Annotated in this window: 15 protein-coding genes and 1 pseudogene; 4 read left to right on the forward strand and 12 right to left on the reverse strand. The window is 57.4% G+C overall.

Annotated elements, in window-relative coordinates; all coding sequences use genetic code 11:
- The first annotated feature begins 127 nt into the window (after positions 1 to 127).
- Together ASF09_RS19925 and ASF09_RS00005 are read left to right on the forward strand one after the other, a co-directional pair.
- Entirely contained in the window at positions 128 to 382 is a 255-nt protein-coding gene (locus tag ASF09_RS19925; RefSeq protein ID WP_156359111.1) for a hypothetical protein, read from the forward strand.
- A 363-nt stretch (positions 383 to 745) separates the two neighbouring features.
- Complete coding sequence (locus ASF09_RS00005; protein WP_156359112.1) at positions 746 to 1,081, forward strand: hypothetical protein; 336 nt, start codon at positions 746 to 748, stop codon at positions 1,079 to 1,081.
- 85 nt (positions 1,082 to 1,166) lie between these two features.
- Here the strand turns inward: ASF09_RS00005 and ASF09_RS00010 are convergent, their stop codons facing one another.
- Complete coding sequence (locus ASF09_RS00010) at positions 1,167 to 1,964, reverse strand: class I SAM-dependent methyltransferase (protein ID WP_060523663.1); 798 nt, start codon at positions 1,962 to 1,964, stop codon at positions 1,167 to 1,169.
- Between the two features lie 322 nt (positions 1,965 to 2,286).
- Between ASF09_RS00010 and ASF09_RS00015 the strand changes: the two genes are divergently transcribed.
- Positions 2,287 to 2,697: a GNAT family N-acetyltransferase gene (locus ASF09_RS00015; RefSeq protein WP_082443953.1), complete on the forward strand. Its 411-nt coding sequence runs from the start codon at positions 2,287 to 2,289 to the stop codon at positions 2,695 to 2,697.
- 47 nt (positions 2,698 to 2,744) lie between these two features.
- On the opposite strand, the gene ASF09_RS00020 is transcribed toward ASF09_RS00015, so the two are convergent.
- From ASF09_RS00020 to ASF09_RS00060, 10 genes and pseudogenes are all read right to left on the reverse strand, one after another.
- Complete coding sequence (locus tag ASF09_RS00020; RefSeq protein ID WP_235529467.1) at positions 2,745 to 3,281, reverse strand: GNAT family N-acetyltransferase; 537 nt, start codon at positions 3,279 to 3,281, stop codon at positions 2,745 to 2,747.
- A gap of 106 nt (positions 3,282 to 3,387) precedes the next feature.
- A complete protein-coding gene (locus tag ASF09_RS00025) occupies positions 3,388 to 4,098 on the reverse strand; it encodes a GNAT family N-acetyltransferase (RefSeq protein ID WP_082443954.1) in 711 nt (236 codons plus the stop codon).
- A 73-nt stretch (positions 4,099 to 4,171) separates the two neighbouring features.
- Positions 4,172 to 4,672, reverse strand: coding sequence for a hypothetical protein (locus ASF09_RS00030; RefSeq protein WP_200912488.1), 501 nt, complete (start codon positions 4,670 to 4,672; stop codon positions 4,172 to 4,174).
- A gap of 183 nt (positions 4,673 to 4,855) precedes the next feature.
- Positions 4,856 to 5,233 (reverse strand): hypothetical protein, encoded by a 378-nt coding sequence (locus ASF09_RS00035; RefSeq protein ID WP_060523667.1) that lies wholly within the window; start codon positions 5,231 to 5,233, stop codon positions 4,856 to 4,858.
- Between the two features lie 681 nt (positions 5,234 to 5,914).
- Positions 5,915 to 7,474: a PAS domain-containing sensor histidine kinase gene (locus tag ASF09_RS20785; RefSeq protein ID WP_268795599.1), complete on the reverse strand. Its 1,560-nt coding sequence runs from the start codon at positions 7,472 to 7,474 to the stop codon at positions 5,915 to 5,917.
- A gap of 54 nt (positions 7,475 to 7,528) precedes the next feature.
- Positions 7,529 to 8,053: pseudogene (locus tag ASF09_RS21140) on the reverse strand (PAS domain-containing protein); the annotation flags it as partial.
- Positions 8,016 to 8,189: a type II toxin-antitoxin system ParD family antitoxin gene (locus ASF09_RS21145; RefSeq protein ID WP_082443956.1), complete on the reverse strand. Its 174-nt coding sequence runs from the start codon at positions 8,187 to 8,189 to the stop codon at positions 8,016 to 8,018. The gene ASF09_RS21145 and the pseudogene ASF09_RS21140, both read right to left, overlap by 38 nt.
- A gap of 1,619 nt (positions 8,190 to 9,808) precedes the next feature.
- Complete coding sequence (locus ASF09_RS00050; protein WP_060523671.1) at positions 9,809 to 10,657, reverse strand: hypothetical protein; 849 nt, start codon at positions 10,655 to 10,657, stop codon at positions 9,809 to 9,811.
- Positions 10,658 to 10,886: 229 nt separating this feature from the next.
- On the reverse strand, positions 10,887 to 12,662 hold the full coding sequence (locus tag ASF09_RS21110; protein ID WP_060523673.1) for a methyl-accepting chemotaxis protein: 1,776 nt from the start codon (positions 12,660 to 12,662) through the stop codon (positions 10,887 to 10,889).
- A 447-nt stretch (positions 12,663 to 13,109) separates the two neighbouring features.
- Positions 13,110 to 13,988, reverse strand: a complete 879-nt coding sequence (locus ASF09_RS00060) for a TorF family putative porin (RefSeq protein ID WP_060523674.1) — start codon at positions 13,986 to 13,988, stop codon at positions 13,110 to 13,112.
- Positions 13,989 to 14,467: 479 nt separating this feature from the next.
- On the opposite strand from ASF09_RS00060, the gene ASF09_RS00065 reads away from it, so the two are divergent.
- Positions 14,468 to 15,001, forward strand: a complete 534-nt coding sequence (locus tag ASF09_RS00065) for an AAA family ATPase (RefSeq protein WP_060523675.1) — start codon at positions 14,468 to 14,470, stop codon at positions 14,999 to 15,001.
- Positions 15,002 to 15,108: 107 nt separating this feature from the next.
- Here the strand turns inward: ASF09_RS00065 and ASF09_RS00070 are convergent, their stop codons facing one another.
- On the reverse strand, positions 15,109 to 15,849 hold the full coding sequence (locus tag ASF09_RS00070) for an alpha/beta hydrolase (RefSeq protein WP_235529468.1): 741 nt from the start codon (positions 15,847 to 15,849) through the stop codon (positions 15,109 to 15,111).
- Between the last annotated feature and the right edge of the window lie 382 nt (positions 15,850 to 16,231).

Consider the following 16,231-nt stretch of genomic DNA (forward strand, 5'->3'; position numbering starts at 1 on the left):
CAACCAGAACAACGCCATCTACCGCCTCCATCGTCACACACTCTGTGAATCAGGAAGCTCCATTCAGATCAATAGACTGATTGGGTTTGAGCCCTAACTTCGATCATCTCAGCGGAGGCAGGAAACGATGATCTACGACGCATCGAGTTTAGTCGCGGCTAGCGGGGGCATCGCAATTATCGTGACGATGTTGATGCGTAACCCTTACCTCCCGCCATTGGCGCGCTATGCAGTCATCGGTGCTGCCTTTGGCCTGTTCACCTCCAGCCGCTATGTTGCTGAAGACCATAGTCTTCACGCCGCAATTTTCTCCGTTGGCGTTTCCGGTCTAATGGCCGCCGTCGCTCTCCGACACTTCCGAGCCTTTCCACCAAGTGTCTAGCAGGTTCGCCATCAGCTGAAGGAAGATGCCATGCGCTAGCTAAACATGTACCCGTCGCCTTTGTGGGGGGGCTGCTAGCCCTTATTATCATGCGCGCCTTTGGGTGGAGCGATTGGGCATTTAGCCGTGAAGACTGGTTCGTGCTCGGCGGATTACTTGTCGGTGAGATTACGGCCCGCTCCATCGTTACCGCCAGACGGAAACAGGCGTCATCGCAGTAGCTTTCCCATTTCTCGATCGATTCCGGGAACGCCCGCGCCGTCTCGCCTGCCGTTCGGTTTTGGGAAGGAGAGAGCGACGGCGCATACGCACAGACAATGCTGACGCCTTGTTACCCGGCTCCCGCCGCTGCATCATCCTTCAATGATGACGTTCGGCTTTTCTACGCTACTCGACCTTTTGAGTTGGATCGTAGCCGTAACGCTGGGTGCGAAAGTTCTGGCAACGCTCATACTGCTCAACTTCGACAAGAGCGTCTGGGATCGGCCAGGGTGGGGGGCGATCCTTTGGTGGTCTACCAAGATTACACCGATAATCGCGGTGCCTTGCGTCATTTGCATCGCGTGGTTGCAAGGCATGACCGATCAGATTTGGATTTTTGTAGGATTGATGGTGTTTGTAATGGTCGCGGTGCCGTGGAAGATCCGCCAGCGCCGAGCGCGGATAGCCGATCGGGCAACCATTAAATCAAGCTCGTAGTATCAAACCATTCGAATGCTCACCGCCGCTGACTATTCCCAAAATTCGATCGAAAAACGGGAATGCGATGGCTCAACGATTCACTTCATGCCGCCTTTCGGCTGATGAACAGCCCGCTTTCCTTGCCGACCTCAAGAACACCATTCCCGGCCTGAAAAGCTTCGGCAATGGCATCCCGAAACGCGGCAAGCTGCGCCTCGTCTGCCCTGTCGCCGGGCGGATAGGACGTGAGTGCTAAAAATACGTCGTCCGGCTCTGTCACTTGCATGCGCGCCGGATGCTGCGACATGCTTACATTGCCGAACTGGGCCTGCATGGCCCCCTCGGCCGCGTCGTATCCGAAGGCAGCGCCGGCCGGGTCCAACGGTTCGCTGCCGAACACGGTCGTCAGCGCATACAGTTCGCGCCTGTTGCCCGCTCCGTTCGTCGTCACGGCAAGAAACCCGCCGGGTTTCAAAACGCGGTATATCTCCGCAAGTCCCTTTGATGGGTCTGGCAGATGATAAAGCATGTGCATGGCTATGACGGCGTCAAAGGCCCCGTCCTCGAAAGGTAAATCAGTCGCATTGGCCTGCCTGCCGGTGACCGATGCGAACGGCAGTGGCTGGCATCGCTCAACAGCTTCCTGAACCATGCCCGGCGACAAATCCGAAAGGGTGAGTTCCAGATTCTTGGGCACCTCATTCGCGGCAGCCGCCCAAAACCAACCTGGGCCACATCCGATATCGAGGATGCTGGCCTCAGCGTTGAGAGGGAGTTGCTTCGCCACCCATGGGAACCAGTCCATCTCGGCAATGGTGTATTCGCTATGAAGGCGAGCGCGGGCGGCAAGCTTCTGGCTGTCGCTATACTGTTCTACATTGCCGGAAGTAATGGACGACATGATAGACCCTCCTCTGGGCCTTCTATCTTACATCGGCGACTACAGGCAGAACAAGCGGGCAGCGAGGAGACGGCTTGCGACCGAAGCCTATCACGCGACTGGGAGCTTCCCGAAAAGGAACGTCTGGCGGGAACCATGCCGCCTCGATGGCGCTGACGTGTAAACGCGCACGGTATGTGGCGGCCTTCTGATCGCGCTAATTGGCGTCGTGACTAGCCCCGCCATTCTCACTGAGGATCGAATTTCGGGAAAGCGGGTGAAGACGGGTAGTATGGGCTATATGGCTTCATAGGCAGGAGCCGTCCTGCAATAGAGGCAAGTCGTGGCGATCACGTTGAAGTTGCAGAAGGTGACGGAGGCCGACCCAACACGCGGTTGGGCCCCCGCTGAGTTTTACGACATGGTGGCGGCCGGAAAGGTCGTTGGCACTATCCAGCTGCGTCTTGGAAACACTGACTATATGCGCCTGTATGGCGGGCATGTGGGATATATGGTCGAGCCGGAACATCGGGGGCATGGCTACGCAAGCGAGGCGCTGACGGCATTGCGCCCGATTGCTCGCCGCCACGGCTTCGAGGAAATCTGGATCACCGTGCGGCCGGACAACACTGCGTCTTGCCGCACGCTCGATAAAGCCGGAGCGTGCTATGAGGGAACGGCAACAGTCCCGCTCGACAGCGACCTATATGTGCGAGGCGACCTCCATATGCGGCGATATCGCCTACTCACCTGAGCGGCCCCCGCTCATTCCCATTGGGATCGTGAATGGGAACGGTGATGCTACTCGGCGGGCGAAGCGGCTAGGTTGCTGCTCAAGGGCCGGCATAGCTCGACGCGATGATGGCTCCGCAACTTGAACGTGTCGGGACCGACACGGCGAAGCTCTCTATAGCCCAGTGACCGCCAGAACCTCTCCGCCGCATCGTTCGCCTCAAGGACAGCAAGCCTCATTTCCTCTGCTCCGCGAACCACTGCCCACTGCTCGATCGCGTCATGAATCGATCGGCCGATGCCTTGCCCTCTGACGGCTGAATCAACGATCATGAAGCCGAGATACCAGACACGGTCGCTTGGATAGTCACGCAAGATGGCGCCTACGGCTATCAGGCCGTTTTCATTCCGCCAGCCCATAATGGTCTGATCGGCCGAACTCTTTTCTTCGGGAACCTCGCGAAACAGATCGATCGCATCCGCCAGCGTCGCCGGCTCCCCGTCCTGCAACATGAAGTAGTCGATGCACCGGGCATATAGGTCAGCAACATCACCGGCATCATGCTCTGTGAGGATCGACGGCGGTTCACTGGTTGCGATCATCATCCACGCCTAGCCTGCCGCTCGACCGAACACGACCTTTCCCGCAATCGAAGGGCGATCGAGACCGACGCTTTCGCAAAAGGACGGTCAGTTGGGAATGTGCGGGTCTCTAAGCCGCAGTTCGATCGAGCACGTCAGATGCCACTATCCACTTGCCGAACAACGCAAAGCCGCACGATTTAGCAAGGGTGACGGATGCAAGGTTATCGATCTGGCAACGATACTGCGGTTCATATCCCTTTCGGCGCGAGAATTCGCTGATCGTCAGGACGACCGCACGTGCGAAACCTCTTCCCCGAACATCGGGAAGCGTCAGTACTCCTAAGTCCGCGAACAGGCCGCTTTCCCAAGGGTATGCGCTGGCGGCACTGACCAGCCGACCGTTCTCAAAGCAACCGAACACCGCCCAATGATCGAGTTCGACAAACGCATCGTCGCGGTCCTGCCCTGATGCATCGGCATGGAACGCCTCGAACGCATCCCGATCCTCGATCGTAAGTTGGCGTGCGGCCAATGATTGACCGAATGCGACGCGCGTATCCGCGGGAAGGTAGAACAAATAGTCGGGATCGTGCAGGCTGACGCCCTCGCGTTCCAACAGGTCCTGTATGTCGGCGATCAACGTGACACCCGGCGCATTAAGACTGACCCGATCGATCAGCTCGGGTCGCAATACGGTTCGCACCCGGCCATCAATCCCCTCCAGCATCATCGCCGGGCGTTTGGGGTTCAATTTCTCGCTTACCGCCCACGTCGAGCTGCCGTCACCAGCGAACGCATCATGCCAGTAGTCCAGAATGGGCTTGGGGAATATCGTCATGAGGCTGCACTACCATAGCGGCTCACTGCCCCGGCACTCCACTTTCCCGATGGGATCAAGATTTGTGACACGGTTAGACCGTGGCTGGCGTCTGTCGCCTTGCGAGCCAATCACGATGAACTGCGATGCCGGACGCGAGCCAGAGCGCACCAGCGGCCATTAATCCAGCGACCTTGCCGCCTGTGGGGGCGTCGACAATGAAGCCCATGATCGCCGCAACAATTAGCGCCGTTCCAAGAGCATAGAACGGACGAAAGCCGCCAGCAAAGGCGATTGGCAGGAAATGGAGGCCGACGACCAACGCCATTGATGGTAACAGAAGATCGGGTCGGTGCAGGTTCACTACGATGTTAGCGGCTAGGAAAAGGCCGACGCCTTCACCAATGCTGCTCCACATGATGGCTCGTTCTTCTTTCGGTGACGGCTTGATGCCCTCGCCAGGGGTACGGATCACATAGCTCGCGGCAAGACCGATCAGCATGAATCCTAAGAAGGGCAGCGCCACAGTGATCCCGGACAAGTGCCATTGCCAGTAAAGCGTCAACGCCGCGAACACCGCTCCGAAGAAGCTCATAATCAGCGCGCCCCATGCCCCCACAGACGGTCCCCCTTATATTTGATAGGCCGATAGTACGTCTGCAATTTCGACAGGTCGAGAAGGATACGCCCATTCTCATTTGGGAACGACGATCGAGAAGGCCGGGGCTTTCCCAAAAGGATCGAATTTCGGGAATATCGGGTTAAGTGGAGAGTAGTCCTAAGCCTCCGAGTCGGGTTTCGGGCTCCATGGCATCAGCCCGTATACTGCTTGGGAAAAGTCGATGTCGGTGGTCGGCCCGCCAGCGTTACAGTAGCCTTCGATCATCGAAAGGCGGCCGTCTTTCAGAAACACGATGAAGCCCATACCATGTTCGATCCCTAGCACGCTCCCATAGGCACCGCTTAACGGCGAGTTTTCGAGCAATACAGGAGCATCATCGGCGACCGCGAGGTGGGAAAAGAAGCCTGCTCCGCTGTTCTCAAAGCTGGTAACTTGTGCGGTGTCAATCTGGCGGCGCATGGCCTCGACAGAGCCCGAATACTCCGTTGCCGTGATTTCAAGAACTTCCCGTTCGATGGGCCAAAGCGGACGCATCAGGGGTCTGTAGCCGATCCTGCGTATGACCGGAACTGGGCGTTCTTGCCCGAGCCGGCATTTTCGCGAGGGATCGGATTTCGGGAATGTCCGGAATGGGAAGGAAAGCGGACAGGCTGCTTTTAGACTGAGCCGACGATTATCGTACCCCCGAAAATCCGCACTGCTGCTGGAACCCTTGCCACACCTTACTGGCTGTGCGCCGATCTACTGCGTCCATGAATGCCGAACTGAATGTGGCGTCCCCGTCAAAATAGGCAGTGAGAAGCGGAGCGGAACGACCTGAGTGTTTCAGGGAGTGGAGCATAAGACGGATTGAACCGGCTTCCGGCTTTGCGCCCCTATCGCTGACGACGCGACCATATCGGCTAAGCACGCGCATGGCGCACCTTGCGGTGGCATCCAGCGAGCGTTTCGAAAACCCCTCCCACTCGGGCACCGGCCTGTTCGCGTGGAGCATACCCCCAGTCGTCAACACGGCCGCTGAAAGGACTATGGAAGCCATTCGGATCGTACGGTTGGTCATTGAGACATGCTGCCTTGCTGAACGATCGTCCGCAATCGGGAAGCGCGAGAATGTCCGCGATCGGCAAGGTATGGGCGGTTTGGTCATTTTGGCCATTCCCAAAAGGGATGCTATTTCAGGAATATCCTGCTTCCTTAACTTGTCAGAACGAGAAACTAGCGGCAGTTTCCCTCCATCATCTCGCCGACTTTCGCCGCGAGTGCCTCCATGGAGAACGGCTTTGTGAGCAACTCCATACCAGCTTCAAGGTGGCCGTTTCCGACTGCGGCGTTCTCTGCGTAGCCGGTGATGAACAGCACCTTCAGTCCCGGCCGGAGTATCCGAGCAGCGTCGGCAACCTGCCGGCCGTTCATGCCGTTAGGCAGCCCGACGTCGGTGATGAGCAGTTCAATCCTTGCTCCGGATTGAAGTACCTTGATCCCGGCTGCGCCGTCAGCGGCACCGATCACCGTATAGCCGGCCTCGTCTAGCACTTCATCGATCAGATGGCGGATCGTCGCCTCATCATCGACCACCAGGATCGTCTGACCAGTCGCACCGGCGACGGTCAGAGCGGTCTCGTCGGCTTCCGTCTCCTCCGCGTCGCCAAGATGGCGCGGCAGGTAGACGCACACGGTCGTTCCCTCCCCAATTTCAGAGTAGATGCGGACCTGACCACCCGACTGACGGGCAAAGCCGTAGATCATCGACAGGCCGAGACCGGTGCCCTGGCCGATCGGCTTCGTAGTGTAGAATGGCTCGAAGGCGCGCGCGATCGTCTCAGCAGACATGCCCGAGCCTGTATCGGTGACGCAGATGGAGAGGTATTGCCCTGGTGACAGATCACGTTCCTTGCCAGTGCGGTCGTCGAGCCACTTGTTAGCCGTCTCGATCGTGATCCGACCACCGTCGGGCATGGCATCGCGCGCGTTGATGCACAGGTTTAGCAGGGCGTTCTCAAGCTGGCCGGCATCGATGTTCGCTGTCCACAACCCGCCCGCACCGACGATCTCGATGTGCGACGCACCTCCGACCGTACGCCGGAGCATATCTTCCATCCCGGTAATAAGACGGTTCACGTCCGTTGGCTTTGGATCGAGCGTCTGGCGTCGGGAGAAAGCGAGCAGTCGTTGAGTTAACGATGCCGCGCGGCGACCTGCACCCTGGGCCGCGTTGATGAACCGGTCGATGTCATCAAGCCGTCCCCGCGCGATCCGCGCTTGGAGCAGTTCAAGATTGCCCATCATGCCAGTCAGCAGGTTGTTGAAGTCGTGCGCCAATCCGCCGGTCAGCTGCCCCACGGCCTCCATCTTCTGAGCCTGCCGTAGCGCTTCCTGCGCGCTGGCGAGCTGTTCTTCAGCGTTTACCTGTTCAGTGATGTCCACACCGTGCTGAACCGCGCCGATGATCTCGCCATTCCCTGCGCGCAGCGGATTGTAGAAGATTTCCCACATGGGCGAGGCAAAATCTGGATGTCCGAACCGCTCGGTGATCGTGAATGCCTCCCCGGCAAGAGCACGATCGAGATACCCCGCGATGATTTCGCCCTGGTCCGGCAGGAAGAGGGCCGGGAACGTCTCGCCAGGCTGAGCGCGATGCCCATACACCCGGAAGAATTCATCGCTGAACGCCTGATTGAAGGCAACGATCGCGTGATTGATGTCAAAGGCGCACGCTGGATTCGGGTCGGATTGGAACACGTCCTGGTACAAGAGCAAAGCTTCCGATCGCTCCACGACGCGTTGCTCAAGCGTGGCATTCAGCGCTCGCAGATGCTGCTTGGACGTCGTCTCAGAAGCGACGTTTAGAAATCCTGCAATACTGCCGCCATCGTCTCGCAGGGGGCTATAGCAGAACGTCCACCAGGTTTCCTCAGCATGGCCGTACCGTTCCATCGTGAGGGGAAGATCATCAAAGGCGACCGTCTCCCCCGACATCGCTTGGACGATGAAGGGCTGGATGTCGGCCCAGACGTCACTCCAGATGCTCGCCATCGGCTTGCCAAGAGCGGCTGGATGTTTCTGACCCAAGAACGGTATGTAGGCGTCGTTATAGAATAGCGTCACGTCATCGCCCCAACCGATGCACATCGGAAAGCGAGACGCGAGCATCGTGTCGAGGACAGTCGTCAAAGATTGCGACCAACCGGTTCGATCACCGACGGACGTCGACGACCAATCATAGGACAGGGTCAACGCGGTAAGTTCGTCCGACCCCTTGAGGTGACCTGTGCTAGCAATAAGGGCTTGAGCCGTGATATTCGCAGTTTTCTCGACATTATCGTGCATGACTGAGCCCCATCGTTCGCGTCTCATCGCGTTCGATCATCGGCCGGAGCGCAGAGCGCACGATCTCGCTGGAGCTGCTGAACCGTCCTGATGGGACCTGCGCCTTGATGTACGCTTCTAGTTCGATCGTCAGAGTGACATTGCGGGTCAGAGTCGAAGCCATAAGCCCGTCTCTTCAGGCAGTTGGTGCCTGTCAATGCTTGCTAGCGGTATTGCTGCTCGCGGATGGCACTGAACCTTCCCGCAAAGGAACGTTGACCGGGAAACCTGCCCCGTCGATCCGGCTGACAGCCGCAGACGGATGCGCTTTCTCAAAATCTGTTCCCAATTTGAAATTCTCGAAATTCCGAATTTTGATGGCAAACTGGGAAAGATGCCGATGGCTCTTGGGCGGATATGGGGTGACGACTATACCCGAACCTGAAGCCGGGTGCTGATGTACACAACACCCTCAGCACCACCGTCCGTGTATGTTCAACAAACGGACGTTTTCTGGACAGAGGCAGCCGTTGGCCGTGCTTCTTATAAAAGCGTGTTTACAGTCGCTTAGTGCAACAGGTGTTCAACANTATGTTCAACAAACGGACGTTTTCTGGACAGAGGCAGCCGTTGGCCGTGCTTCTTATAAAAGCGTGTTTACAGTCGCTTAGTGCAACAGGTGTTCAACAAACGGCAGTTTTGTGAACGGATGTCAGCTCTTGAGGAGAGATGCCCGCCAACAAGCCATCGGCGCACGCCGCCAGACGGACCGACCGCTCTGCGCCTTTGTGTCTTCTTAACTGGACCGGGCGAACATGCGCATTGCCGCTCTACCAGAGCTTCTACCGCAAGCGTCTGCTTTCGTCGGGAGCTGCCGTTCCCGGCGGGCACATCCGATGACCGCTTTGTCCCAACTCAAGCCGTTCGACCGGTCCGCGCTATCAGGCGGCGCTCAATGCATTGGGNCTGGACCGGGCGAACATGCGCATTGCCGCTCTACCAGAGCTTCTACCGCAAGCGTCTGCTTTCGTCGGGAGCTGCCGTTCCCGGCGGGCACATCCGATGACCGCTTTGTCTTAACTCAAGCCGTTCGACCGGTATGAACCAACGGCCGAAGTTGGGAAGCCGGAAAGAGCCCGCCAGTGTCGACTATTGGGTCTAACCCGCCTTTATCGCGCCGCTGCGCGATAAAGGCGTCGCCCCCTGTGTCATCCCCATGGCAGCATCAAGGGTATCACCGGTGCTGCTAACCATCGTCCCCGGCGGGTAGCGCTTTTAGTCCGGCAGCAATCGGGGCGGCGGGCATCGCGCCAGCCGGGGTCGGGGAGGGCCCAATTTCGCGACCCCATCTAACACGCTATTACCCCCGCCTCGCCCGCGGTCTTTTCGTGGCCCAAAAGGTGCACCCCCCCATTGGCAGAAACCGGCCTAGATCCTAGCCCGACGCGCACCGATCGAGCAAACAGCGACGGTGCAGTTCGGTGCAGCAATCGCTGGCGTTGCGCGACTGAGGGCTGGTAACTGCTAACGCCCATTATCGGTGATTTCTGCGTTGATCGGCGCACCCCACAAGCGGACAGGCTACTCGCTTAACCAGGTTCCACCGCTACAGTCTGGAAATGGGTGAGGAGCAGTAGGTCCGCTTTCAGCTCCGATCGGTCAACAACGGTTGCGGTGCCCGCTACCCGAAATGTCGGCCAGGTTCGTGGCGAGGTTTCCGGCCCATACCGCGATGTCGTCTCGCTAGCAGCGGTCAGTAAACCCAAGGACTGGCTGGTCATATATGCCAAGCCGAAACGATTGCTATTTCACCGAACGGCAATCCTTCAACACCAGCACGTGGCGATCGAAATTCAACGATTCGTAGGCGCCACTTAGCGTGATGCTCTTTCCCGGCTTGAGCTGTAGGTAGTATGTCGCCTGACCCGCCGCCATCTTGCAGACGATATCTGTTTTGAACGGTGCCTGATTCGGTAGTCGCAATGCCTCTCGGCTAGGTTCGGGAATGTCGAACATGACGGCGTAACTGTTACCCCATTTATCGAGGCTGCCTACATTACCGCTAAAAACGAAGGTCTGATCACGATATCGCAATTCAGTGGCCGCCGGGTTGCGTTGGGTATCCTTTGAAATCTGATGCGAAAAGGAGAACGCGGTCATCGCGATCGGGGTAGATTTTCCAACTGCGGCTACTCTGCTGGCTGCGGCGGCAGTACCGGCACGACCGCCCTTCAACGCGCCTAAGATCTGGCACATTTCCGATTTTGCTGAAACTGCGTTGGCGGTCATCCCCCTGGGCAACTTCGCCTGGATCGACACGGTCGCGGCTCCGCCGTTGGCGGTCGTGCTCACTGTCAACGGAAAGCCCCGCGCCTTACCGCTGACGGATTGTTCAAACAACATGCTGCCAGCCTCGGGCTCGGCGGACATCACCACATAGCCGCGCGATGCAACGATTCCACGCAACTGGCCGATCGCGCTTTCCGGCGTCAGGTCCGTCACTGTCACTGCCGCGCCGAAGCGCTGCCCGCCGATGATGTTACCGGTCTTTGTGAACGCTTCCTCACAGGAAGTGGCATGCGCCAGTGAGGGCAGGCAAACAGCAACCGGTACGGCGAGATAAGCAAAGCGCATCAGATTTCCCAGCTTCATCAATATATATCGGCCGTATCAATTAGGATCAGGGCTGACAACCCGACGCGGTAGAGGCAATTACCACCCAATTGCGTACGTTTGGGTTCCCGGTCGAGATCACTAGAAATAGCCATTCGTTCGGTTTGTGTTCAACAACTGCACCCGTGGCGCACCCCGTCGACTATCGTGCAAACCGCCAAGCGGCGCATAGTGCAATTCCGAGAGCGCTTAACGTAAGTCGTTGCAATTAAGCGGCTATCCGCATGACGGCGTGTTTGGTTGTCATATCGGTGCTGCCCAGGCGAGCGATCTGGGTCCTGCTGTCTTCGAGCAACCCGTTGATTTCGGTAGTTGCGTCGCCCGCCTGGCCCGCCAGTTTGCGCACTTCTTCTGCCACCACCTTAAAGCCGTTGCCCGCCTCACCCGCCCGACCCGCCTCCACCGCAGCGTTGAAAGCAAGCAGATTGGTCATTCTGGCAATAACGTCAATTTTGCCAACAATCGTAGTTACACCGTCCAGCATTCGCCGCATCGCGCTCGACGTCTCCTCGACAGTGCGACGCCTCGGCGTGATATCGACTCCGCACATCAGAATGCGGTCGATCTTTCCCTCGAGATTGATCATTGGTGAAAAGGTCGCATCAAGCCACATGTCGTCACGCTTGGAACGAGGCCATGCCACTTCGCACCGCACCACCTCATTGCGAAAAATGCGTGCGATCTGATCCTTGGACAACATCATCGCCAATGGCTGCACGGCAAAATCGGCAAGAAAGGGATTAAGCGCTTGGCACTCCCCGGCTCCATCCCATTCAGCCATAGCGGTGGATGCACCGATCGCCTTGAGTTTCAAATCGAATTGCAGCGATTGGAGCTTAGTTTCGGTTATGTTGGCTTGGATAGATATGAACTTCTCTATATTTCCCTGTGAATCGTGCACCGGGTTTATAGCCAACGATATCCAATAAGGTTCGCCAGATTTATTATAGTTCAAGATTTCGTCATAGAATGCCTCACCCGCTGCCAGCTTTTTCTTGATACGATCCACCGTTGCCTTATCGGTCGCTTCACCTTGCAAGATACTCCCGGGTGATTTGCCCATCACGGCGGTGTCTGAGTAGCCGGTCATGCGGCGAAAGCCTTCGTTGACGTAGATGATACGCTTTTCACGGTCCGTGATAACTACCGAATTATCAGTACCGTCCGCAACCAGTGAGAGCAGATTGAATTTTTGCCTTTCTTCGACGCGTTTCGTGATGTCGCTGGCATATTTCACCACCTTGAACGGTATTCCGGCGGGGTCGAGAATAGGCGTGTAGGATGCTTGAAGCCAAAGAGGGCGGCCTGATCGACCAACACGCAAAAACTCACCGGCTAGACATTCACCGCGATTAAGTGCCTCCCAGAACTGCGCATACGAAACGCTGTCGCGCTCTGTGGTCGGCATGAACAGTCGATGATGTTTGCCGACGATTTGATATTCAGCATAGTCTACTGCGTTGCAAAAAATCTCGTTCGCCGACGTGATGATCCCGTTCATGTCAAAGGTGATCACGGCTTGAGTGAGGCCAATTGCGGCAATCTGCCCTGCGTGATCCGCGCTTCTAAGCTTGTTGACGGTAATGTCGGTGGCAAATTTCATAATCCTGACTGGAACGCCATCCGGACCGAGCAGCGGATTGTAGGCGCCCTGAATCCATATAGGCTTGCCTCCCTTGCCGACGCGAGCAAATTCCGCCGAGAAGAACTCCCCCGCGCGCAGTCTTTCCCAGAAATCGGCATAGGATTTACTGGCCGCCTCCCTCGGGTCGACGAACATCCGATGATGGCGCCCGACTATCTCGTCCAAGCTGTAACCCATCACCGCTAGGAAATTTGCGTTCGCATCCAGAACGATGCCGTCCAAGTCGAACTCAATAACAGCCTGCGACCGCCGGATGGCAACCCGCTCTGCTGCGTCGATAGCGAATGTAGGTATCGGCGGGTCGCTTTTGACCTTATCAAAAATTCCAAACATCGCCATTCCCCAAATATCTTTTGAATATTATAGGATTATTTTTCAGGGCTGGGCTCGATGATACGCTTGGATGAGCCGGCGGATCATGTGTGGCGGATGCTGCGGAACGGGGTCCCGCCCGAAAACACAATCGGCGCAAGCGATATTGCTTATTGACCAGTATTTATCCCGGCTATCTGCCGCGAAAGCGGTCATACCGCTTTCCTTCCCATTCCGGCCGTTCCGCGGCGGAGATACCCTCCGCCGCAACCACGCTTTTCCGCGGGTTTCACCGCGGGAAGTACCCCGTTTTCAGGCCGTTGATATCCCGGCTGGTTATGCCTAATCCTCGCCGCTCCCGGCTGCCAGCACTCTACCCGATTGAGGGCGCTCGTTCATCAAGGCAGCATGCCGATGATGAACAATCCAAGGGCACGACAGACCAAGTCGTGCATCAGGTATCCTTTCAGAAGGTCAGAAGTCAGCCGTGAGCGAGACCACGACAGTGCCGCCGGCGATATTGCCGGCGCGGTCCTGACCCTTGCTGAAGCTGGGGCGGAGGTACGTTGCCTCCCGGTTCGAAATGTCGGTGTCGATATAGCTGACGTTGAATGTCAGGTTTTTGTACGTGGCATCGGTACCGAGAGACCAATCCCAGTATGCGCCGGTAGGCGTGACCGCAGTCGCGTTCGGCCCCAAGCCATCCTGGCCCCAACTGTGGCCGACATGCGCCTTCGCCGTGATCGGCGTGCCGGCAAGCGCCAGAGCTCCGTCACCCCAAAGGTAGAGGTTGTCGTCCTTGTCGCCGGGACTGTTGTAGACGCCGTTCGCGGCATCGGTGCCGGTGTTATACCATTTGCCGAGCGCCTGCTGCTTGGGGGCGTAGGCAGCACCAGCGGTCAGCGTCGCAGGACCGGTAGTGCCGGCCAGTTTCACGTAAGGCTCGGCAAAGTCGGTTTTATCAGCGCCGCCCGGATACATGTACCAGGTGAGGCCGACGTCGAGCGTAGCATTGGCGGCAAGCGCTGCTTTATAGCCCCCGATGAGATCGAGTTCCATGTTGGCGCCGCCAAACGTTCCCCACCCCGCGAGGTTCGATCCCCAGGCGCCAGCGTAAAGACCGCTCTCGTGCGCAACCGTAATGCCACCCTGCACTGCCATTTCTTGGTCGGACTGCGATACGCCGCGGAACCTATAGTCGGAGGCAATTGCGGCCGAACCGCTAACCGTCAGCGTCGCGGGTGGCGCAGTGTCTTCGGAGGCTTCAGCCTTGTCGTTCGGTGTCGATTGTGCCCGCGCGGTAATTGGAAAAGCCAGGATCGCGACGACCGCGGCCGCTTGACGGAACTTCATTTCTACACCCCTTCACTACCGCTCGTCACATGACGATGCCTTCATGAAATGGGGATTAAACGCGTTCAGCATAGTAATTCGAGATCGATTCTGGGGAAACGCATATAGTTCGAATGTGCAGCCAGCAGCTACATAACCGAGCGTTCTTATTCCTAATTTGATAGTTTGGGATGCCCCTGGCGTTATCAAAACACCATCATGATGGGAAACCGGCATCGGTAGAAACGCCCAAAGCCGGACGTTCAGGCTGGCGATCCGAGCTACCAATAACGGCCATTCGTTAAGCGGCATCTTTCCCGTTTCTCCGTCTTCGATTGGCCATTTCGGGAAAGAGCAATTGGGAACAGATTTCGCGAAAGCGAAACCCACAGACGTCCGTCAACGCGATCGAGGCGGCGAGATTCCCGCTAGACGTTGGTTTGTGAGAAAGCCGTAAAAGCGGGTATAGAGCGCGCGAGATCACCTAGCGAGGGCTTGCCGTGCCGGTAGCCGGAAGGAAAATCGTTATCGTTTCCGGTGCCCCCGGCGCTGGCAAGACGACCTTGGCGGTTCCCCTCGCCTCAAGGCTTGGTTTTCCTCTCTTCTCCAAGGACTTCATCAAGGAGACGCTGACGGATGTGTTCGGTGATGCTGACGGCGATCTAGCAGCATCAAGGAAGATCGGCGGCGCGTCCATGGAATTGATCTGGTCTTTGGCGCGACACGCACCCCAAGCTGTCTTGGAGGCAAATTTTCGACCACACAGCGAGTATGAGCGATCCAAGCTCGCCGGCTTGGGTGCGCTCGTGATCGAGGTGCATTGCGACTGTGGTGCAGACGAGACTGCGCGCCGCTTCCGCGACCGCGCCGCTGCAAGCGGCCATCATGCCGCTCACCCATTAAAGGAAATGCCGCCAGAGATGCTGGCGGAATACGACAGGCCTGTTGGCTTGGGGCCGGTGATAACGGTAGATACGCGCGTCACAGCGGACGTTGAGAGGATCGCGCAGGACATTCTTCGATCCTTCGCGTGATCGCCGTTTCCCATTTCCCGATCGCAATGGGAATGGCCCGGCCGTCTCGCAGGCCTTTCCTAATCGGGAAAGATGCAGCGAGCCTTTCGGGCGGACTTTACCGTCTTTCACTGGATCACATTGATGGAGCGCAGCCATTGTTCCGCCAGCTTAGGCCAGTTGCCTATCGATGATTTTGTCGGGCGGACCCCAAATGCGTGCCCGCCCTCTGCGTAGATATGCATTTCCGCGGGCACGTCGGCTTCCTTAAGCGCGATGTAGTATGCAAGAGATTGCTGGACGCTATCGGTGTCATCGTTTTCAGCATGTATGATGAAGGTTGGCGGTGTCTCCAATGATACTATGATGTCTCCGCGCAATTTCAAATCTGACGGATCGCGCGATTTTGCCTCTTCATCTTCGTGCGCCCAAATATGTCCAGGGTAAGCGATCATGGCGAAGTCTGGTCGGCAGCTTACTACATCAGCGGCGTCTATTGAGCGGTAAGCCCGTTTTGCGAAGTTGGTACTCAACGCAGCGGCCAAATGCCCGCCAGCGGAGAAGCCCATTACACCGATTTTATTCGGGTCTATCCCATGCTCCTTGGCACTTTTACGAATAAGGCCGAGGGTTCTTTGGGCATCCTGTAACGCGGTGGGAACCGGTGGATAGTACCGCTTGCCATCCCTGTAGGTCGGTCCGGATTCCGGCACTCTGTATTTGAGCAGGACGCAGGTAATCCCACGAGACGTCAACCAGTCACAGATTTCCGTACCTTCCAAATCCATGGCGAGGAACTGATACCCACCACCCGGAAGCACCATGACAGCCGCACCGGTATTGGCTCCTGTCGGAGCGTAGATCGTCATCGTGGGGCGACTGACGTTATTGGCTCTCGGCCACCATTCGCGACCAGGCGGGGGGCCAACAGATTCTGGTTTGGGATGTGGCAATGCATTCGGCACCGTGCCAGGCCAAATCGGCACTTGTATATGTCCGGCGGACGGTTCCCAAATCCGAGAAGCAATTGCTGCCTTACCTGGGGTTCCGTTGATCGGCCTGACAGCCGCTTCGCTTACGTCATGCTGGCCGATCGTATCCGCTTGAACGTCGCAGGCTCCAAGCAAGGCTGCGAGTGTCACACAAAGAACGTCGCCACGCCCCATCGTCCGCCTGTCCTTTCCCGATTGCGGCAGCATATACGGGTTTCGAGAAAACCACAGTGTTCCCGTTATCGAATCCTTTTCGGGA

Source organism: Sphingomonas sp. Leaf242, assembly GCF_001422045.1.
Classification (GTDB): domain Bacteria; phylum Pseudomonadota; class Alphaproteobacteria; order Sphingomonadales; family Sphingomonadaceae; genus Sphingomonas.